The following is a 16320-nucleotide window of genomic DNA, read 5'->3' as shown; positions in this document are numbered from 1 at the left end:
ATATATTGACAAGGCTATGAGGCCTTGATTCGTTTTGGGTTTATTTATTCAACGCTTTGATGTCCTTCCCGATATCACTTCGGTAATAGGACTTTTCCCAGTGGACTTGGTTAACGGTACTGTAGGCATTTTCAAGAGCTTGATCTAAGCTAGCTCCTTTTCCTGTGATCGCCAGTACTCTTCCTCCTTGATTGATGAGTTGGCCATCGGTACTTAATGCAGTGCCGGCGTGGAAAATGGTGGCTCCCTCTGAATTTTTGGGAAGAGAGATAGGAAATCCTTTTTCATAAGACCCCGGATACCCTCCACTGACCATCACTACGGTAGTGGTAAAGTCTTTGGAAATCTCTAAAGTATACTCTCTCAACGAACCTGTAGCAATAGACCACAGTAAATCTACAAAATCACTTTCTAATCGTGGGAGTACCGCTTCAGTTTCCGGATCGCCCATTCTTACATTGTACTCGATTACATAGGGTTCTCCGTTTTTGTTCATTAGGCCTATAAATAGAAAGCCTTTGTAGGGGATGTCTTCAGCTGCTAGTCCCGCCACAGTGGGCTGTACTATCCGCTCCTCGACTTTTTTCATGAAGTCCGTATCTGCGAAAACCACAGGAGAGACAGCGCCCATACCGCCAGTATTTAAGCCGGTATCTCCTTCTCCTATGCGTTTGTAATCTTTTGCTTCTGGTAAAATGCAATAGCTTTTACCATCGGTCGCAACGAAAACAGAGAGCTCAATTCCAGTCAGAAACTCCTCAATCACTACTTTGGCAGAAGCGTCTCCGAATTTTTGTTCGACTAGCATTTCTTTTAATGAAGCCTTCGCCTCTTCCAAACTTTCGCAGATCAAAACACCTTTTCCTGCGGCAAGACCGTCAGCCTTGAGCACGATAGGGAGGGATTGTTTTTCTAGATAGGCCAAGCCTTCCTCCAGCTGATTGGCGTCAAATGTCTCGTAGGCTGCTGTAGGAATAGTATTTCGCTGCATAAAGCGCTTAGAAAAGTCTTTGCTTCCCTCCAAAGTCGCTCCTAACTGAGGTGGGCCGACCACAGGGATCTTCCGTGTTAGCTCATCAGAGAGCAGAATGTCCACTAGCCCTTTGACAAGAGGCTCTTCGGGACCTACCACGAGGAGATCGATTTGATAATCAATCAAAGCAGCTTTAATTCCTTCGAAATCTGTCACATTGATCGCGAGATTTTCTGCGATTTTGCTAGTCCCGGCATTACCCGGTGCGACATAAAGTTGATGACATTTGGGGCTTTGTACGATCTTCCATGCAAAGGCATGCTCTCTGCCTCCACTTCCCAACAAGAGTATATTCATTGATTTATCTCAAATTTAATTGGCGTGCTCAGAGATAAACTTGATTCGGTAGACTCTAAGCTCATCTTCGGCAAAGTCCTCGTCTTCAAGCTCATCCAGTGCGGCCTTGATATGGTCTGTATCAGCATTCATAAAATAATCATGGAGTATTTCCTCTCTTTCGTCATCCATGATGTGATGAATGTAATAGTCGATGTTTAATTTGGTTCCGCTATAAATGATCTGTTCGATTTCCTGAAGCAGTTCACCCATGCTCATGTTTAGGTTATCGGCGATTTCGTCGAGGTCAATTTTCCGGTCAATTTGCTGAATGATGGATATTTTGACCTTCGATCGAGTACCAGATGATTTGACTACTACGTCTGATGCCGTTTCTATTTCATTCTCCTCTACATAATTAGTAATCAGTTTTAGAAAACTCGCTCCAAATTTAGCGACTTTCCCCATTCCTACTCCATTGATTTGGGCTAGTTCTTCCCTAGTAGTAGGGTAGACGGTAGCCATTTCTTCTAGCGAAGGGTCTTGGAAAATTATGTAGGGAGGAAGTCCTTTGCTACGGGCTACTTTTTTTCGCTCTGCTTTAAGGAGTTCAAATAGCTTTTCATCATAGGCGACCCCACCTGCATTAACTTCTACTTCAGGTTGCTCGTTTTCCATTTCTTTTTCGAAATCGTGATCTTCGAAGAAGTCTAGTGAATAGGGGTCCGTCATGAAATTCTTGCCTTTCTCAGTCAGCTTGAGAATTCCATAATTCTCAATATCCTTTTCCAAGAGGTGCATAACAAGGGCCTGTCTGAAGACGGAGGTCCAGCGTTTTTCCGTTTCATGTGTTCCTGTCCCAAAAACTGCCAGTTGATCGTGTTTGTAACTTTCTACGTAGTCGTTTTTTTCACCCAAAATCACCTTTACCAGATGTTCTATCCCAAAGCGCTCCTTGGTTTGTTTGACTGCTTCCAAGGCCGTCAAAGCCAAGTCCATACCTTCGTAGGTTTCTCTGTCCCTTTTGCAGTTGTCGCAGAAGCCACAGTCTTCTTCCATGGTCTCCCCAAAATAGTTGAGGATGAATTTCCTTCTGCATACCCCCGTTTCGGCATAGGCTGCCATCTCTTGTAATAGGAGTTTGGCATTTTCTCTTTCGGTTACGGCTTTGTCTTTGTTGAATTTATCCAACTTGACGATGTCCTCATACCTGTAGAACATCAGGCAGTGTCCTTCCAGACCATCTCTTCCTGCTCGGCCGGTTTCTTGATAGTAGCCTTCGAGAGATTTTGGAACATCGTAGTGGATGACATAGCGTACATCCGGCTTATCTATACCCATTCCAAAAGCAATGGTAGCTACGATTACATCAAGTTCCTCATTTAGGAAATCATCTTGATTTTTGATCCTCACCGCAGATTCCAGTCCGGCATGATAGGGAGCAGCATTGATTTGATTTACCTTGAGTAAATTGGCTATTTCCTCTACCTTTTTTCGGCTAAGACAATAGATGATTCCTGATTTTCCTTTGTGAGATTTGATAAATTTGATCAGGTGTTTCTTGGAGTCATTTTTGACTTTAGCCCGCACCTCATAAAAGAGGTTGGGTCGGTTAAAGGAGGATTTGAACAAATCTGCCTCTTCCATCTGCAAATTACGCTGAATGTCCTGCTGTACTTTAGGAGTAGCCGTGGCGGTCAAAGCAATGATGGGAAGATTGGGAGCGATCTGAGCTACGATGGACTTGATTCTTCTGTATTCGGGTCTGAAATCATGTCCCCATTCAGAAATACAATGCGCCTCGTCAATGGCTACAAAACTGATTTGAGCCTCTTTTAGAAAGGCTACATTTTCGTCTTTTGTCAAGGACTCCGGCGCCACATAAAGGAGCTTGGTTTTTTTCTTAAGTACCTCCGATTTGACTCGGTTGGACTCGGACTTACTCAGCGTAGAGTTGAGGAAATGGGCATTAATACCTATGGCATTTAATTGGTCTACCTGATTTTTCATCAAGGCGATCAAGGGTGAAATAACCACGGCAGTTCCTTCTGAGACGATCGCAGGCAGCTGATAGCAAAGCGATTTGCCAGCACCTGTCGGCATAATGACGAAGGTGTTGCGCTTTTTGAGTAGATTGTCTACTATCGGTTCCTGATTTCCTCTGAACTGACTGAAACCGAATATTTTTTTGAGGTCTGATTTTACTTTTTCTTCCACTTGGACAAGCGCTTAAAGGTGACTTAAAGCCTGTAAACAGGAATGATTGATTACTTTTATACCTTTGTACAAAATTAGTGATTAACGCAGGTAAAATTGAATTTAGCTAAAAATATTAGAAATACAGCGCTTAGAGTGCTGCAAAATGAAGCAGAAGCCATCTTAAATCTAAAAGATTACCTGAATGGCGATTTTGAGGCTTGTGTACAGCATATTTTGGAATCCAAAGGTCGAGTAGTGATCACGGGTATAGGAAAAAGTGCCATCATCGCTAATAAAATTGTGGCCACACTCAACTCTACAGGAACGCCCGCACTGTTTATGCACGCTGCTGATGCGATTCATGGAGACTTGGGTATGATTCAGTCGGATGATGTGGTGATCTGTATCTCTAAAAGTGGAAATACACCCGAAATCAAGGTTTTGGTCCCACTTCTGAAAAGGTTGGGATCGGTCTTAGTGGCCTTGGTCAGCAATACCAATAGCTATTTGTCTGAGCAGGCAGATTTTACACTTAATGCCACCATTGGCGAAGAAGCCTGTCCAAATAATTTGGCACCTACCACAAGTACGACAGTGCATTTGGCCTTGGGGGATGCACTTGCAGTTTGTTTGCTGGAGGCTAGAGGCTTTACTTCTGAGGATTTTGCTAAGTATCACCCAGGTGGCTCTTTAGGAAAGCAGCTTTACTTGAAAGTCTCGGATGTTTTGGGAAATAATATAATCCCAAAAGTAAAGGAAGATGCCAATTTGGCTGAGGTTATCGTAGAGATCAGTGGAAAGCGTCTGGGAGCTACAGCGGTAGTGGATCGTGGGGATAATTTAAAAGGGATCATTACCGATGGAGATTTGAGGCGAATGCTTCAAAAATCATTAGATATACAGCATCTCAAGGCATCGGATATTATGACAGCTTCGCCCAAAACGATTTCAAAAGATGAATTTGCCATTCGTGCATTAAATATGATGCGTAATCATAATATCACACAGCTTGTAGCCATGGATGGCGATAAAATCGCAGGATTTGTCCATATTCATGAATTAATGAAAGAAGGTATAGTTTAACAATATTCATGAACAATAAACCCTACATCGTCATCATGGCGGGGGGCATAGGCTCCCGATTTTGGCCCTACAGCCGACGAAAGAAACCCAAGCAGTTTTTAGATGTGCTGGGTACAGGAAGAACCCTGCTTCAGATGACGTTTGACCGTTTTAGGGAAATAGCAGATGAAGAGCAGTTTCGGATTATCACTTACAAGAAGTATGTACATCTGGTAAAGGAGCAGCTCCCGGAATTGACAGATCAGCAAATTTTAATCGAGCCTAATCGTAAAAATACGGCCACTTGTATTGCCTATGCCACTTATAGGATCTACAGTAAAGACCCTGATGCTACTTTGATCGTCACTCCTGTCGATCATTTGATTTTGCAGGAAAGCAAATTTTTGAGAACGATCAAGAAGGCAGTGGTAGCGGCCCAAGAAGGAGAAAGGCTGATCACCCTAGGCATCAAGCCAAATCGTCCCGAAACCGGCTATGGCTACATTCAATACATTGAGGGCAGTGGTAAGGAAGTATTAAAAGTGAAGACTTTCACAGAAAAGCCAAATATAAAACTGGCAAAGACCTTCCTCGAAAGTGGTGAGTTTGTATGGAACTCAGGCATGTTTGTTTGGAAAGCGTCTAGTCTGGTAAAAGCTTTTCGTCAGTATATGCCTGATTTGGCGGAAGTGTTCGAAGAGGGAAGTGAGTTTTTTGGAACTGAAAAGGAGCCGGAATTTGTCGCAAAAGCTTATTTACAGGTAAAGAATATTTCCATTGATTACGGTATTATGGAAAAGTCCAGCGAAGTCTATGTGATTTTGGGAGATTTTGGATGGGCGGATTTAGGCTCCTGGAATAGCCTGAGAGAAAATCGCGAAAGAGATGAAAATCAAAATGTAGTGGAAGCCAATGCTTTGCTTTACAATACCAAAAACTGCTTTATCAAAACCGACAGTGATAAATTGGTGGTAGTGGAGGGGCTAGATAATTTTCTGGTCAATGAGACTGATAATGTGCTCTTGATCTGTGCCTTGGATGGGGATCGGAAGTTTAGGGATTTTGTATCCAATGCCAGAAAAAAAGGAGAGGACTTCATTTGAAGTCCTCTTATTTTTTAAATTTTTCGCTGCCTGATGGCTTCGTAAATGGCTACTCCTGCTGACACGGAGACATTTAAGCTTTCGATATGACCAGCCATTGGGATCTTGACTTTTTGATCTACAATCCCCAAGATTTCCTGAGAAATACCGTCCTCCTCAGAGCCCATGACCATGGCCACGGGAGCTGTGAAATCAGCCTCGTACATGTTTAGGTCAGTTTTTTCAGTAATCGCGATTAAGGAAAGGCCCATTTTCTGTAGATCTCTACAGGTGTAAAAGAGGTTTTTTACGCGTGATACCGGAATGAAATTCAATGCTCCTGCGGATGTTTTAATGGCGTCAGAATTGATCTGAGCGCTGCCTTTTTCTGGAATAACGATGGCATCTACTCCGGCACACTCTGCAGATCGGGCGATGGCGCCAAAGTTTCTCACATCTGTGATGTGATCTAGTATGAGAATGAGTGGTGATTTTCCTACTGCAAAACAGCTATCAACCACATGATCGAGAGAGGCATAGGTGATCGCCGACATTTGAGCGATAACCCCCTGATGGTTTTTTCGAGTGACTCGATTGAGTTTAGCTTCAGGTACCCTTACTACGGGCAGGTTTTCCTGCTTGCATAGTTGCAAAAGTTCCTTGATCAAGTCATTATTGAGTTCTTTCTGCACAAGGACCTTGTCAATGTCTTTTCCAGCATGGATGGACTCCATCACTGCTCTTGTACCAAAAACAAAATCTTTGTCGTGGGCTCCTTTTTCGATCAAAAAGCCATCTTTCCGCTTCTCCATTGGGATATGTTTTTAAACCAGATCGGCTGGTAAGCACGGGATCGGTTTAAGGTGTAATAATGAGGGTTTAAAATATTCTTTACCCTGGCAAAGGTAAAGCGAATTTTTGAACTCTCATCTACACCTTGATAGGTCCACACTTCTCGGTCTTGAAAGAAATTAACTTCCTGAGGCGGACCCATGACAATGTAGATCATTCCCTTATCAGTTTTCCAACCTGCTTTGAAATCTGTAAATAAAATATTGGCAAACTCTACTTGTCTAAAATATTCTCTAATCAGGTTTTTGGCCGCATCTGGATTTTTGGTAAGATTAAACCAATACTGGTCGAGTGCCTTTTTTTTATCCTCCGCCGATACGAGTTCTTCATGCTCTCTTCGCGTAGAAATATAGGTAACCATTTCTATCATTTCTTCCCAATCTCTCACTTTCGGATATGCTTCATGAGTGGTTTTTACCAGCACGCCATTGGTATCGGAAGTGTCTTGCTGAAAGAAGTAATAGCCAAGCTTATCTAGTGTTTTTGGGACATTGGCCAAGAAATCTCCCTCGTCCAAAACTTCGATTTCCTTGGGGACGGGGGCGGGCTTGGTCTCCATAGGTGGGTAAGGCACATCAAAATTTACCGGATAGTGAAACCCATGAAGTGTAGGGCCCTTTGTGGACTTGAAAAGCAAAGCCTCTCCGGTGGGTAGATAAGTTTGATCAAAGGGTACATCATTGGCATAATAAGCGCCGAAAGTGGGCTGAGAAAAGACAAAAGGGCTTTTCAGGTCTACATGGTAGTAATAGGCATCGCCCTGACGGGTATCAAGCACTGTCATTAGCAAAATTGCTTCTTCCTGATTTTGCGGAATCGCTATGTCTTTTTCAAAAACCCAATGTCGATCTGTATCAAACTTGAGATCATTTTCACCAAACAATTGATTATTGTCGGGACTGATATCTTCATTGTAATCGCCCAATACATTATACGAAAAGCTGTAGGTATTAAAATCCGGATTCTCCTCGATTTTCTCGACAATAAACTGGGCAGTGAATTGATTGTCAGACTTTTTAAGAGGGATGATTTTCAGCGCAATCCTGGAGTATCGAGAGTAGCGGAGTGCTTGATTGAGATTGCTCAGGGAGTTTTGAGCTTGGACGAATAGTGGGACTCCTATCAGTAGGAGTGAAAAAAGTAAAATCGGAATTAGTTTTTGCTTCATTGGGTCTTGATCTCGGGTTTTAAAAATTAACCTTACTTTTGCCAAAATAGTAAAATTTCTAATGGCTACCTATACAACGGAAATAGCATCTGATAAGTTAATCAGCGACAATCCCATTCATCAGCGCTTACTCAAAGCCTACGTCGCTGCCCAACCTTGGATCAGCGGCTCACTACTTGAGATCGGCTGTGGAGAGGGGCGAGGAGTGGAAACTTTGTTGCCATTGGCGGACTCTTATTTGGGAATTGATAAGATTGGTGAAGTTATTCAAGAGCTCAGGCAGAAATATCCCAATGTGGAATTTAAGCAAGCAGTAATTCCCCCTTTCACAGGATTTGCGGATCAGTCATTCGATACAATTGTGAGTTTTCAGGTGATCGAGCATATTGAGAATGATCAGTTATTCCTTCAGGAAATTTATCGCATGCTCAAGCCTGGAGGGAAAGCCATTATTTCCACGCCAAACAACACCCATACGCTCTCAAGAAATCCCTGGCATGTCAGAGAGTATTTGCCCCAGGAATTGATCGATTTGTCGGCTTCTATTTTTGATCGGGTGGAGGCAAAGGGAATTGGGGGAAATGAAAAAGTCTGGGCCTATCATGAGGCAAATAGAAAATCCGTTCAGAAAATCATGCGCTTCGATATTTTTGGTCTTCAGCATCGTTTACCTGCTTGGATTCTGAGAATGCCTTATGAGATTCTCAATCGGATGAATCGTAATAAACTGCACAGACAGCAAGGAGATTCAGTCACAGGGATCAATCATGAAGATTATCCTTTGGTGGATAAACCGGCTTTGGGTTTGGATTTGTTTTACATTCTTTGGAAGAAATAATAAAAGAGCCGGATAAAAGTCCGGCTCTTTTATGATAGTCTATTGATGCCTTCTATCTACGCTGTAAGACACCCGGCTGATTGCTCTCAGACCCGACAAAATCTTCTAGCCTCAACTTGAGTTCTTGTGCTTTTTCTTGATAGCCTCTTTCTTCGAGTAGTGGAATGAAATATTTGACCATTTCGATCGATATCATCATCTCTCGATCATAATCTCTGTTTTCTCGGGTATAATATGCGATCATATCCAGCGATTTTTTGGAGATTTTATCGATGATATCCAGGGCTTTTTCTTCCTCACCTACTTCGAAAAACAGCGGAACGGATTGACCGCTTGACAAATCATACGGAATAGCTTCATTAGGCATGACCTTCAGTCCGTAATTCAAAATATTTGCCGCCCGCTCTAGATCATCTTCGTCCAGAAGTGCAATAGCAATACTATTGATCGCACTGCGATGATTAGATGCGAATCTTCGGTACTCTTCATCCAAATAAGTATCCGGATTGTCCATACCACGGAAAGCAAATTTGGTCATGTAGTTTTCATAAGCCAAATCAGTATTCACAAGTTCTTCCCGTACAAAATCAGGCTTTCTGATCGGAAGCAGTCTATAGGTCAATCCTTCCATGACCACATGGTCCTGAATATTGAGACCGATGGTGGCTAAAGATGTATTGTTGAAGTAAATCGGACGGTCCCAGTTATTGCTGGCGATCAAGTCCAAAAGCATCAAGGTTCCTTTGGTAACATATTGGCCTTTGACCTGAAGATTGATTTGCGGTGTAAATAGCGGCATAAATTCCTCAGGAATGATATCCTTTTGTGCTACTGTACTGCTGTCCACGTCTAAAATCAGGTTTCTCGAAGGCACCATATTTACCTGGCTTTTTCCTCCTGTTCGCATTCTTAGCAATTCAGAACCGGAATTGAGCAATTTTAAATATTCCCGTGCAGAGATAGCGTCCATTCCATCACGTTCCATGACATAGAGGACGTCGTTGGTCCCCTTTTGGTAACGCTCTGGAGTCAGTGAAAAAGGAAGAGCTGCGGATTCATTGGCAGGTCTAGTCATCTGGTCTACGTACCAGTCGGTGTCAAAATAGCTGAGCACAATTACCCGCACATCTGTCCGGAAACCTTCTACCTCTTGCACATACCATAGCGGGAAAGTATCATTGTCTCCACCTGTAAATAGAATGGCATTAGGTGCACAGGATGCCAGGAAGTTGCGGGCAGAATCGACTGAGAAGTATCTACCTTTTCTATTATGATCATTCCAGTTTTCTGCACCCATCAGTCCTGCCACAGGTACCGTCAAAAGAGTCGCTGCTATTCCTGCAGTTGCAAGATTTTTGGTGACCTTGGCTAGTCCATGGGCAATCGCAAGTACTCCTAATCCAGCCCAAATGGCAAAGGCATAGAAACTTCCCACATAAATATAATCCCGCTCCCTGGGCTCCACAGGTGGGGAGTTTAGGTAAAGAACCAATACTGCCCCCATCATGAGGAAGAGCATTAAGTTGACTGCAAAGGATTTAGGGTCTACTTTGGCTTGGAAAAATAAGCCGATGATTCCCAATAATAGGGGAAGCATCAGGTAATTATTATGGGCTTTGTTTTCTTTGATGTATTCAGGAAATTTATCAGAAAAAGCATCCGTCAGTCCTATCCATGGAGCATCAGAGAAATCGCTTTCTCTTCCGGAAAAATTCCACATGAAGTACCTCCAATACATATGCCCTAACTGATGGCTAAACATAAAGTAGAGATTGTCTCCAAAGGTAGGCTCCTGACCTTCTCTCAGGCCTAGCTTCTGTCGGTAAATCCGCTTGTGGTTTTCTTGAGTAGAATAGATCCGTGGAAGAATAGTTGTTTTTTCAGGGTCATAGGTGTTTTGCAGTTCGTAATCTGCTATTTCATACTTGTCCTTCCCTTTTCTGTAGATTGGATCACCTTCTACTTGATCTACTAGTTGGGCAGTGAAGTATTGTCCATGAATTAAAGGTCTATAGCCATATTGCTCACGTTTCAAGTAGGAGATGTAGCTGATGACATCTTTGGGTGCATTTTGATTGATGATTGGATTTTGATTTGCCCTCACGACTATCATCGTGTAAGAGCTGTATCCGATCAAAATAAAGATCAATGAGAGTAATATGGTGTTCAGTCCGGCCATTGCTTTCTTTCTAGAATAGCGATAGGCGTAGAATAAGGCTGCAAAAAAAGCTAACGCAAAGAAAATGATGCCCGATCCAAAAGGCAGCCCCAAACTGTTGACAAAGAAAATCTCTGTGGAGCCGGCGATACTAGGAAGACCCGGAATAATAAAGTTGTTGATAATGACCAAGGCCACCCCTCCAAGCATAAATGCAATTACGCCTCCTTTGAAGGTGGGCTTTTCATATTTTTTGAAATAGTAAATGAGTGCTAGGGCCGGTAGAGTCACCAAGTTGAGCAAGTGAACCCCGATAGAGAGTCCTACTAAATAAGCAATAAAAATCATCCATTTATTTTCTTCTCTAGGGTCCTTGATCACATCCCATTTCAAAAATGCCCAGATCACGATGGCTGTGAAAAAGGAGGACATCGCATAGACTTCTGCTTCTACAGCCGAAAACCAAAAGCTATCAGAGAAAGTATAGATCAAAGATCCTACGATTCCCGCTCCCATGAGGCTGATGATATGTCCTTTACTTTCTTGGCCGGGAAGAATGCCGAGCAGCTTTCTTCCAAATAAAGTAATGGACCAAAAAAGAAAAAGAATTGTGAATCCAGAGAAGACTGCACTTCCTATATTCATCCAATAAGCCACGTTTAGTTCATTACCAAAAGCCAAGAAACTAAACATTCGGTAGACGAGTAGAAAAAAGGGTGCCCCAGGAGGATGGGGTACTTGAAGCTTGTAGGAGACAGCGATGAATTCTCCTGGATCCCAAAAACTTGCTGTCTGCTCCACTGTCATCACATAGACTAGTGTAGCTACGACAAATACTACCCAACCGGTAAGAGTATTGATTTGCTTAAAATTGAGCATTTATACGGTATTTTTGAAGGGCGAAAATAGGAAATTTATTCCCAAGTCGAGGGTTTTTAGGACTTTTTAAAACTTTGCCTCTCAGACCTTGTGATATTTATTACTGACTCAGGTGCTACCACTGCTCTATTTTTGTATCAAATTTAAACCATATCACTATGAGCACACAGCCAAAAACATTTCAGGAACTAATAGACGGAGATACACCGGTTTTGGTAGATTTTTTTGCCACCTGGTGCGGACCGTGCAAAATGATGCAACCCATACTAGAAGACACGGCTCGTCAGCTCGGAGAAAAAGTCAAAATAGTAAAAGTCGATGTCGATAGAAATCAACTAGCGGCTAGTAAGTTTCAAGTCCGTGGCGTGCCGACTTTGATTCTATTCTATAAGGGTAAAATTCTCTGGAGACAATCAGGTGTAGTACCAGCGCATCAATTGATCCAAGTAGTCGAATCTAACCTTCTGGCAAGCGCCTAATTCAAATGTGACAAAAGTCATTTTGATCCCTAGAGGAACTGAATACTTTTGAGAAGTTAAAATAGAAAACCAAGAAAATTACAACCATTTGAAATCGACACGATTAAAATCATCATTAAACACACAGGGCAATTATGATTTTAATCGTCAAAGATTCTCCCGAAGTTCGGGATAGGCTATCCCGATTTTCGGGACAGGTAGTGACCACTAAAACACAATAATAAACACATGAAAATCGAACAAATCTACACGGGCTGTCTTGCCCAAGGAGCTTATTACATTGAGTCTGACGGTGAAGCAGCGGTGATTGATCCACTAAGAGAAGTACAGCCGTACATCGAGAAAGCAGAGCGAAGAGGAGCGAAAATCAAATACGTATTTGAAACTCACTTTCATGCGGATTTCGTATCTGGTCACCAAGACTTAGCGGCTAAGACAGGTGCCAAAATTGTATATGGACCTACTGGTATGCAGATGGGCTTTGAAGCAACGATAGCAGAAGACGGGCAGATTTTTGAGCTGGGAAAAGCAAAGATTAAGGTGATCCACACGCCAGGACATACTATGGAGTCTGTATGTTACTTGATGATTAATGAAGAAGGAAAGGAAGAAGCTATTTTCACAGGCGACACCCTTTTCATCGGAGATGTGGGACGTCCTGATTTGGCACAAAAAGTAGTAAAGGACCTCACTCAAGAGAAATTGGCAGCTCATCTTTATGATTCTTTGAGAAACAAGCTTATGCCGCTTTCTGATGACTTGATTGTCTATCCCGCACACGGTGCAGGTTCTGCATGTGGCAAAAACATGAGTAAAGAAACTTCTGACACGCTAGGCAATCAAAAGAAAACCAATTACGCGCTTCAGGAAATGACGAAAGAGGAATTCATCAAGGAAGTGTTGACTGGATTGACTCCTCCTCCTGCTTACTTCCCTCAGAATGTAATGATGAATATCCAAGGATATGATAGCATCGATGAGGTACTGGAGCGTGGTATCAAGCCCTTGACTCCTGCTGAGTTTGAAGCAGTAGCCAATGATACAGGAGCTATGATTTTGGACACACGTGATCCACAAACCTTCGCTAAAGGTTTTATTCCCAACTCAATCAATATTGGCATCGATGGAAGCTTTGCAGTTTGGGTAGGAGCTATGATTCCTGATTTAAAGCAAGAGATTTTGGTTGTAGCTGATGAAGGAAGAGAAGAAGAAGTAATCACCCGACTTGCGCGAGTAGGATACGACTATGCGCTTGGATACCTCAAGGGCGGTTTCGAAGCTTGGAAGGCAGCGGGAGAGGAAGTAGATTCAATCACTTCGATCACAGTAGATGAGCTATCAAAGATTAAGGAGTCTGACGCTGATGCCTTGATACTTGATGTGAGAAAGAATTCTGAATACTTGTCAGAGCATGTGATCGGTGCCGAAAATGCACCCCTTGATTACATCAATGACAGTATGCTCAAAGTGGACAAAGACAAAACCTACTATGTACACTGTGCTGGAGGATACAGGTCTATGATTTTCAACTCTATTCTAAGAGCAAGAGGATATGACAACCTGATCGATATCAATGGTGGATTTACTGCAATTAAGGAATCAGAGAAATTTAAAGTTTCTGATTACGTCTGCCCTACCACCTTGCTTTAAGTAGCAAATCAGCTTAACACAATAAATGGCAGGCCTTAGGGCTTGCCATTTTTAGTATCTACCCTCAGGATGTGATTAAAGTCACAATTTTATGCCAAATATGATCCGCAAATTTGCATTAGTGCTAGGACTGGGTATTCTCCTGCTTAGCTTTCCGATAATGGCTCAGCATGTTCATGATTCGGAACCAGAGAATCCAAATGAAAAGTTGTTTGGACAAGTCTTGAAAAGTGGCTCGTTTGAGTTCCATCTACGATCCTTCTACATGAGTACGCTCAATCAAGGCAATTTGACAGATTATTCGACCTGGGGCACAGGTGCGGGTCTGGGGTATTTCAGTCCCAGATGGAAAGGTTTTGGAGTAGGGTTTAGTGGTTTCTTTGTCTTTCGTCATTTCGAAAACAATATTACCAAATTAGACCCTAGTACAGGATTGGCCAATCGCTATGAAATGCTCCTATATGATGTCCACCATCCTGAAAACAATAAGGACATGGACCGGTTGGAAGAGTTTTATCTTTCCTATCAAAAGGAAGAGATCTCCATTTGGGGAGGAAGGCACCATTTCGAAAGTCCACTTCTAAATGCTTCAGATAACCGCATGCGTCCCAATTTATTTTCTGGAATATCGGCAGATTATACTCCCGGGAAATTCAGAATAAATGGAGCTTGGTTTTCACACGTCATATCCAGAGGATCACTCGAGTGGGTATCGGTAGCAGAATCCTTTGGGACATACTCTACAGGAAGAAATCCCTTATCAGTAGAAGGGGATGGCTATCGACATCATGTGGAGTCTGCCGGAATCGGGGTTTTAGGCTTGGAGTATTCTGGTGAAAAGGCCAAGATTAGATCTTGGAATTACTTGGCACAAAATGTCTTTGCCCTTAACTTTCTAGAGGGTACTGGAAGCTTGCCAACTGAGAGAGGATTTGATTACATCTGGGGGGCACAGGCTTTCTATGAGACCGCTGTGGCAAACGGTGGAAATGACCAACTTGATAGAGCTTACATTCTTCCAGATGAGAGTACCTATGGAGTGGGTTTTCAGGCTGGGATGAAGTGGCCACATGCAAAGTTGACTTTCAATTATCTCGGGATTTCGGATAAGGGACGTTTTCTCTTTCCAAGAGAATGGGGTAGAGAGCAATTCTTTGTGAGTTTGCAGAGAGAGCGATATGAAGGGCTGGGTGGAGTGAATGCTTTAATGACGCAATACGATCATACCTTCATTCATGATAAGCTCAAGGTGAGTCTGGGGGCAGCACACGTGCAAACACCAGATTTGAATAATTTAACTCTAAATAAGTACGGCATCCCCAATTATTACCATTTCACAGGTTTGGTGGACTACCGTTTTGATGGGTTCTTTAAAGGGTTGGATTTACAGCTTTTGGCAGTATATAAGCGAGAAGACAGGGATCAGAAAATGCCTTTGGAATACGTCATCAATCGAGTCAATATGATGAATATGAACTTAATCTTGGATTATAGATTTTAGGAAGAATAAAAAAAGAAAATAATAAACAATTAAATAAAGAAAATGATGGAGTGGATTACTCAACCTTGGCCTTGGTATGTGGCCGGCCCTTTGATTGGCCTGACCGTACCGGCACTGCTAATTTTAGGAAATAAAACCTTTGGTATTTCATCCTCGCTACGTCACGTATGTGCGGCTTGTGTACCTTCTGGGATTCCTTTCTTTACGTACAACTGGAAAAAAGAAATCTGGAACTTACTCTTTGTAGTAGGTATTTTGATTGGTGGGTTTGTCGCGACTACCTTCTTGGCTAACCCCAATGAAATCATCATCGCAGAGTCTACGATAGCTGATTTGACAGCTTTAGGCGTGACTGATTATGGCAACTTATTACCAGCTGATATTTTCTCTTGGGAACACCTCTTCACCGCCAAGGGACTTCTCTTCTTTGTGATCGGAGGATTTCTGGTAGGATTTGGTACTCGCTATGCGGGAGGATGTACTTCAGGGCATGCTATCATGGGAATCAGTTCCTTGCAGTGGCAGTCAGTAGTAGCAACAATCTTCTTTATGATCGGAGGTTTTTTGATGACTCACGTGTTGCTTGAGCCTTTAATGAAAATGGTAGGATTTTAATCAAAGAAAAAAATGAAAGTAGCAGAAAAGAAAATACAAGTTCAAGATCCGCATTGCGAAGCTCCTAATCTCAGAGAGAATCATGACAAAGGGCTTGAACTGTTGAAATACTTAATCTTGGGGATTTTATTCGGGATTGTATTTGTAAAAGCAGAAGTGATTTCTTGGTTTAGAATTCAGGAAATGTTCAGATTACAATCCTTTCACATGTACGGGGTAATCGGTTCGGCAGTGATTACAGGAATCATCTCGATTCAGATCATCAAGCGCTTTGGAATTAAAACCATTCATGGAGAAAGCATCAAAATACCTAGTAAGGAATTCAGAAAAGGACAAGTTATCGGAGGGTTTATCTTCGGTTTAGGATGGGCACTTACAGGTGCATGTCCAGGTCCTCTGTTTGCTCAGATTGGTAGTGGATACTCAGTGATTTTAGTGACTTTGGTGTCTGCACTAGCAGGTACTTGGGTTTATGGTAAGTTCGCTGACAAACTCCCCAATTGATCAATAAAGCATCAAACAAAGCCG

At 42.5% G+C, this 16320-nt stretch carries 13 protein-coding genes; 8 read left to right on the top strand and 5 right to left on the bottom strand.

Annotation, left to right across the window (positions count from 1 at the left end; translation table 11 throughout):
• Positions 1–40 precede the first annotated feature (40 nt).
• On the bottom strand, positions 41–1330 hold the full coding sequence (gene purD, locus BLQ57_RS00610; RefSeq protein WP_087937617.1) for a phosphoribosylamine--glycine ligase: 1290 nt from the start codon (positions 1328–1330) through the stop codon (positions 41–43).
• Between the two features lie 15 nt (positions 1331–1345).
• Positions 1346–3526, bottom strand: a complete 2181-nt coding sequence (gene recQ, locus BLQ57_RS00605; protein WP_087937618.1) for a DNA helicase RecQ — start codon at positions 3524–3526, stop codon at positions 1346–1348.
• A 96-nt stretch (positions 3527–3622) separates the two neighbouring features.
• Here recQ and BLQ57_RS00600 point away from each other — a divergent pair, with 96 nt between their 5' ends.
• Together BLQ57_RS00600 and BLQ57_RS00595 are read left to right on the top strand one after the other, a co-directional pair.
• Entirely contained in the window at positions 3623–4591 is a 969-nt protein-coding gene (locus tag BLQ57_RS00600; protein WP_087937619.1) for a KpsF/GutQ family sugar-phosphate isomerase, read from the top strand.
• Between the two features lie 8 nt (positions 4592–4599).
• Complete coding sequence (locus BLQ57_RS00595; RefSeq protein ID WP_087937620.1) at positions 4600–5673, top strand: mannose-1-phosphate guanylyltransferase; 1074 nt, start codon at positions 4600–4602, stop codon at positions 5671–5673.
• A gap of 14 nt (positions 5674–5687) precedes the next feature.
• Here BLQ57_RS00595 and rlmB read toward each other — a convergent pair whose 3' ends face one another.
• Together rlmB and BLQ57_RS00585 are read right to left on the bottom strand one after the other, a co-directional pair.
• The gene (gene rlmB, locus BLQ57_RS00590; protein ID WP_087937621.1) at positions 5688–6464 is read right to left on the bottom strand and encodes a 23S rRNA (guanosine(2251)-2'-O)-methyltransferase RlmB; all 777 of its coding nucleotides are present in this window, start codon (positions 6462–6464) and stop codon (positions 5688–5690) included.
• Positions 6437–7672, bottom strand: a complete 1236-nt coding sequence (locus BLQ57_RS00585) for a GWxTD domain-containing protein (RefSeq protein ID WP_087937622.1) — start codon at positions 7670–7672, stop codon at positions 6437–6439. Before BLQ57_RS00585 ends, rlmB begins: the two co-directional genes overlap by 28 nt.
• Before the next feature lie 61 nt (positions 7673–7733).
• Between BLQ57_RS00585 and BLQ57_RS00580 the strand changes: the two genes are divergently transcribed.
• Positions 7734–8510: a class I SAM-dependent methyltransferase gene (locus BLQ57_RS00580; RefSeq protein ID WP_087937623.1), complete on the top strand. Its 777-nt coding sequence runs from the start codon at positions 7734–7736 to the stop codon at positions 8508–8510.
• A gap of 52 nt (positions 8511–8562) precedes the next feature.
• Here the strand turns inward: BLQ57_RS00580 and BLQ57_RS00575 are convergent, their stop codons facing one another.
• Positions 8563–11547 carry a glycosyltransferase family 117 protein gene (locus BLQ57_RS00575; RefSeq protein ID WP_087937624.1) on the bottom strand — a complete coding sequence of 995 codons (2985 nt, stop codon included), beginning with the start codon at positions 11545–11547 and terminating at the stop codon, positions 8563–8565.
• A gap of 158 nt (positions 11548–11705) precedes the next feature.
• Here BLQ57_RS00575 and trxA point away from each other — a divergent pair, with 158 nt between their 5' ends.
• The 5 genes from trxA (at position 11706) to BLQ57_RS00550 (ending at position 16296) form a co-directional block, all read left to right on the top strand.
• A complete protein-coding gene (gene trxA / locus BLQ57_RS00570) occupies positions 11706–12026 on the top strand; it encodes a thioredoxin (RefSeq protein WP_087937625.1) in 321 nt (106 codons plus the stop codon).
• Positions 12027–12254: 228 nt separating this feature from the next.
• Positions 12255–13676 (top strand): MBL fold metallo-hydrolase, encoded by a 1422-nt coding sequence (locus BLQ57_RS00565; RefSeq protein WP_087937626.1) that lies wholly within the window; start codon positions 12255–12257, stop codon positions 13674–13676.
• A gap of 100 nt (positions 13677–13776) precedes the next feature.
• The gene (locus BLQ57_RS00560) at positions 13777–15177 is read left to right on the top strand and encodes a hypothetical protein (protein ID WP_087937627.1); all 1401 of its coding nucleotides are present in this window, start codon (positions 13777–13779) and stop codon (positions 15175–15177) included.
• Positions 15178–15219: 42 nt separating this feature from the next.
• Positions 15220–15792: a YeeE/YedE family protein gene (locus BLQ57_RS00555; RefSeq protein WP_394331252.1), complete on the top strand. Its 573-nt coding sequence runs from the start codon at positions 15220–15222 to the stop codon at positions 15790–15792.
• 12 nt (positions 15793–15804) lie between these two features.
• Positions 15805–16296 carry a DUF6691 family protein gene (locus tag BLQ57_RS00550; protein WP_087937629.1) on the top strand — a complete coding sequence of 164 codons (492 nt, stop codon included), beginning with the start codon at positions 15805–15807 and terminating at the stop codon, positions 16294–16296.
• The last annotated feature ends 24 nt before the right edge of the window (positions 16297–16320 follow it).

The sequence above is a fragment of the Algoriphagus faecimaris genome, assembly GCF_900101705.1.
Lineage (GTDB): Bacteria > Bacteroidota > Bacteroidia > Cytophagales > Cyclobacteriaceae > Algoriphagus > Algoriphagus faecimaris.
The sequence above is the reverse complement of the archived record's forward strand: the minus strand, read 5'-3'. Positions and strand labels throughout refer to the sequence as shown.

Excerpts from the sequence above, each read along its gene's own strand:
- trxA (WP_087937625.1), top strand. The coding sequence starts at position 11,706 with ATGAGCACACAGCCAAAAACATTTCAGGAACTAATAGACGGAGATACA.
- BLQ57_RS00585 (WP_087937622.1), bottom strand. The coding sequence starts at position 7,672 with ATGAAGCAAAAACTAATTCCGATTTTACTTTTTTCACTCCTACTGATA.
- BLQ57_RS00550 (WP_087937629.1), top strand. The coding sequence starts at position 15,805 with ATGAAAGTAGCAGAAAAGAAAATACAAGTTCAAGATCCGCATTGCGAA.
- purD (WP_087937617.1), bottom strand. The coding sequence starts at position 1,330 with ATGAATATACTCTTGTTGGGAAGTGGAGGCAGAGAGCATGCCTTTGCA.
- BLQ57_RS00560 (WP_087937627.1), top strand. The coding sequence starts at position 13,777 with ATGATCCGCAAATTTGCATTAGTGCTAGGACTGGGTATTCTCCTGCTT.
- BLQ57_RS00580 (WP_087937623.1), top strand. The coding sequence starts at position 7,734 with ATGGCTACCTATACAACGGAAATAGCATCTGATAAGTTAATCAGCGAC.
- BLQ57_RS00595 (WP_087937620.1), top strand. The coding sequence starts at position 4,600 with ATGAACAATAAACCCTACATCGTCATCATGGCGGGGGGCATAGGCTCC.
- BLQ57_RS00555 (WP_394331252.1), top strand. The coding sequence starts at position 15,220 with ATGATGGAGTGGATTACTCAACCTTGGCCTTGGTATGTGGCCGGCCCT.
- rlmB (WP_087937621.1), bottom strand. The coding sequence starts at position 6,464 with ATGGAGAAGCGGAAAGATGGCTTTTTGATCGAAAAAGGAGCCCACGAC.
- BLQ57_RS00575 (WP_087937624.1), bottom strand. The coding sequence starts at position 11,547 with ATGCTCAATTTTAAGCAAATCAATACTCTTACCGGTTGGGTAGTATTT.
- BLQ57_RS00565 (WP_087937626.1), top strand. The coding sequence starts at position 12,255 with ATGAAAATCGAACAAATCTACACGGGCTGTCTTGCCCAAGGAGCTTAT.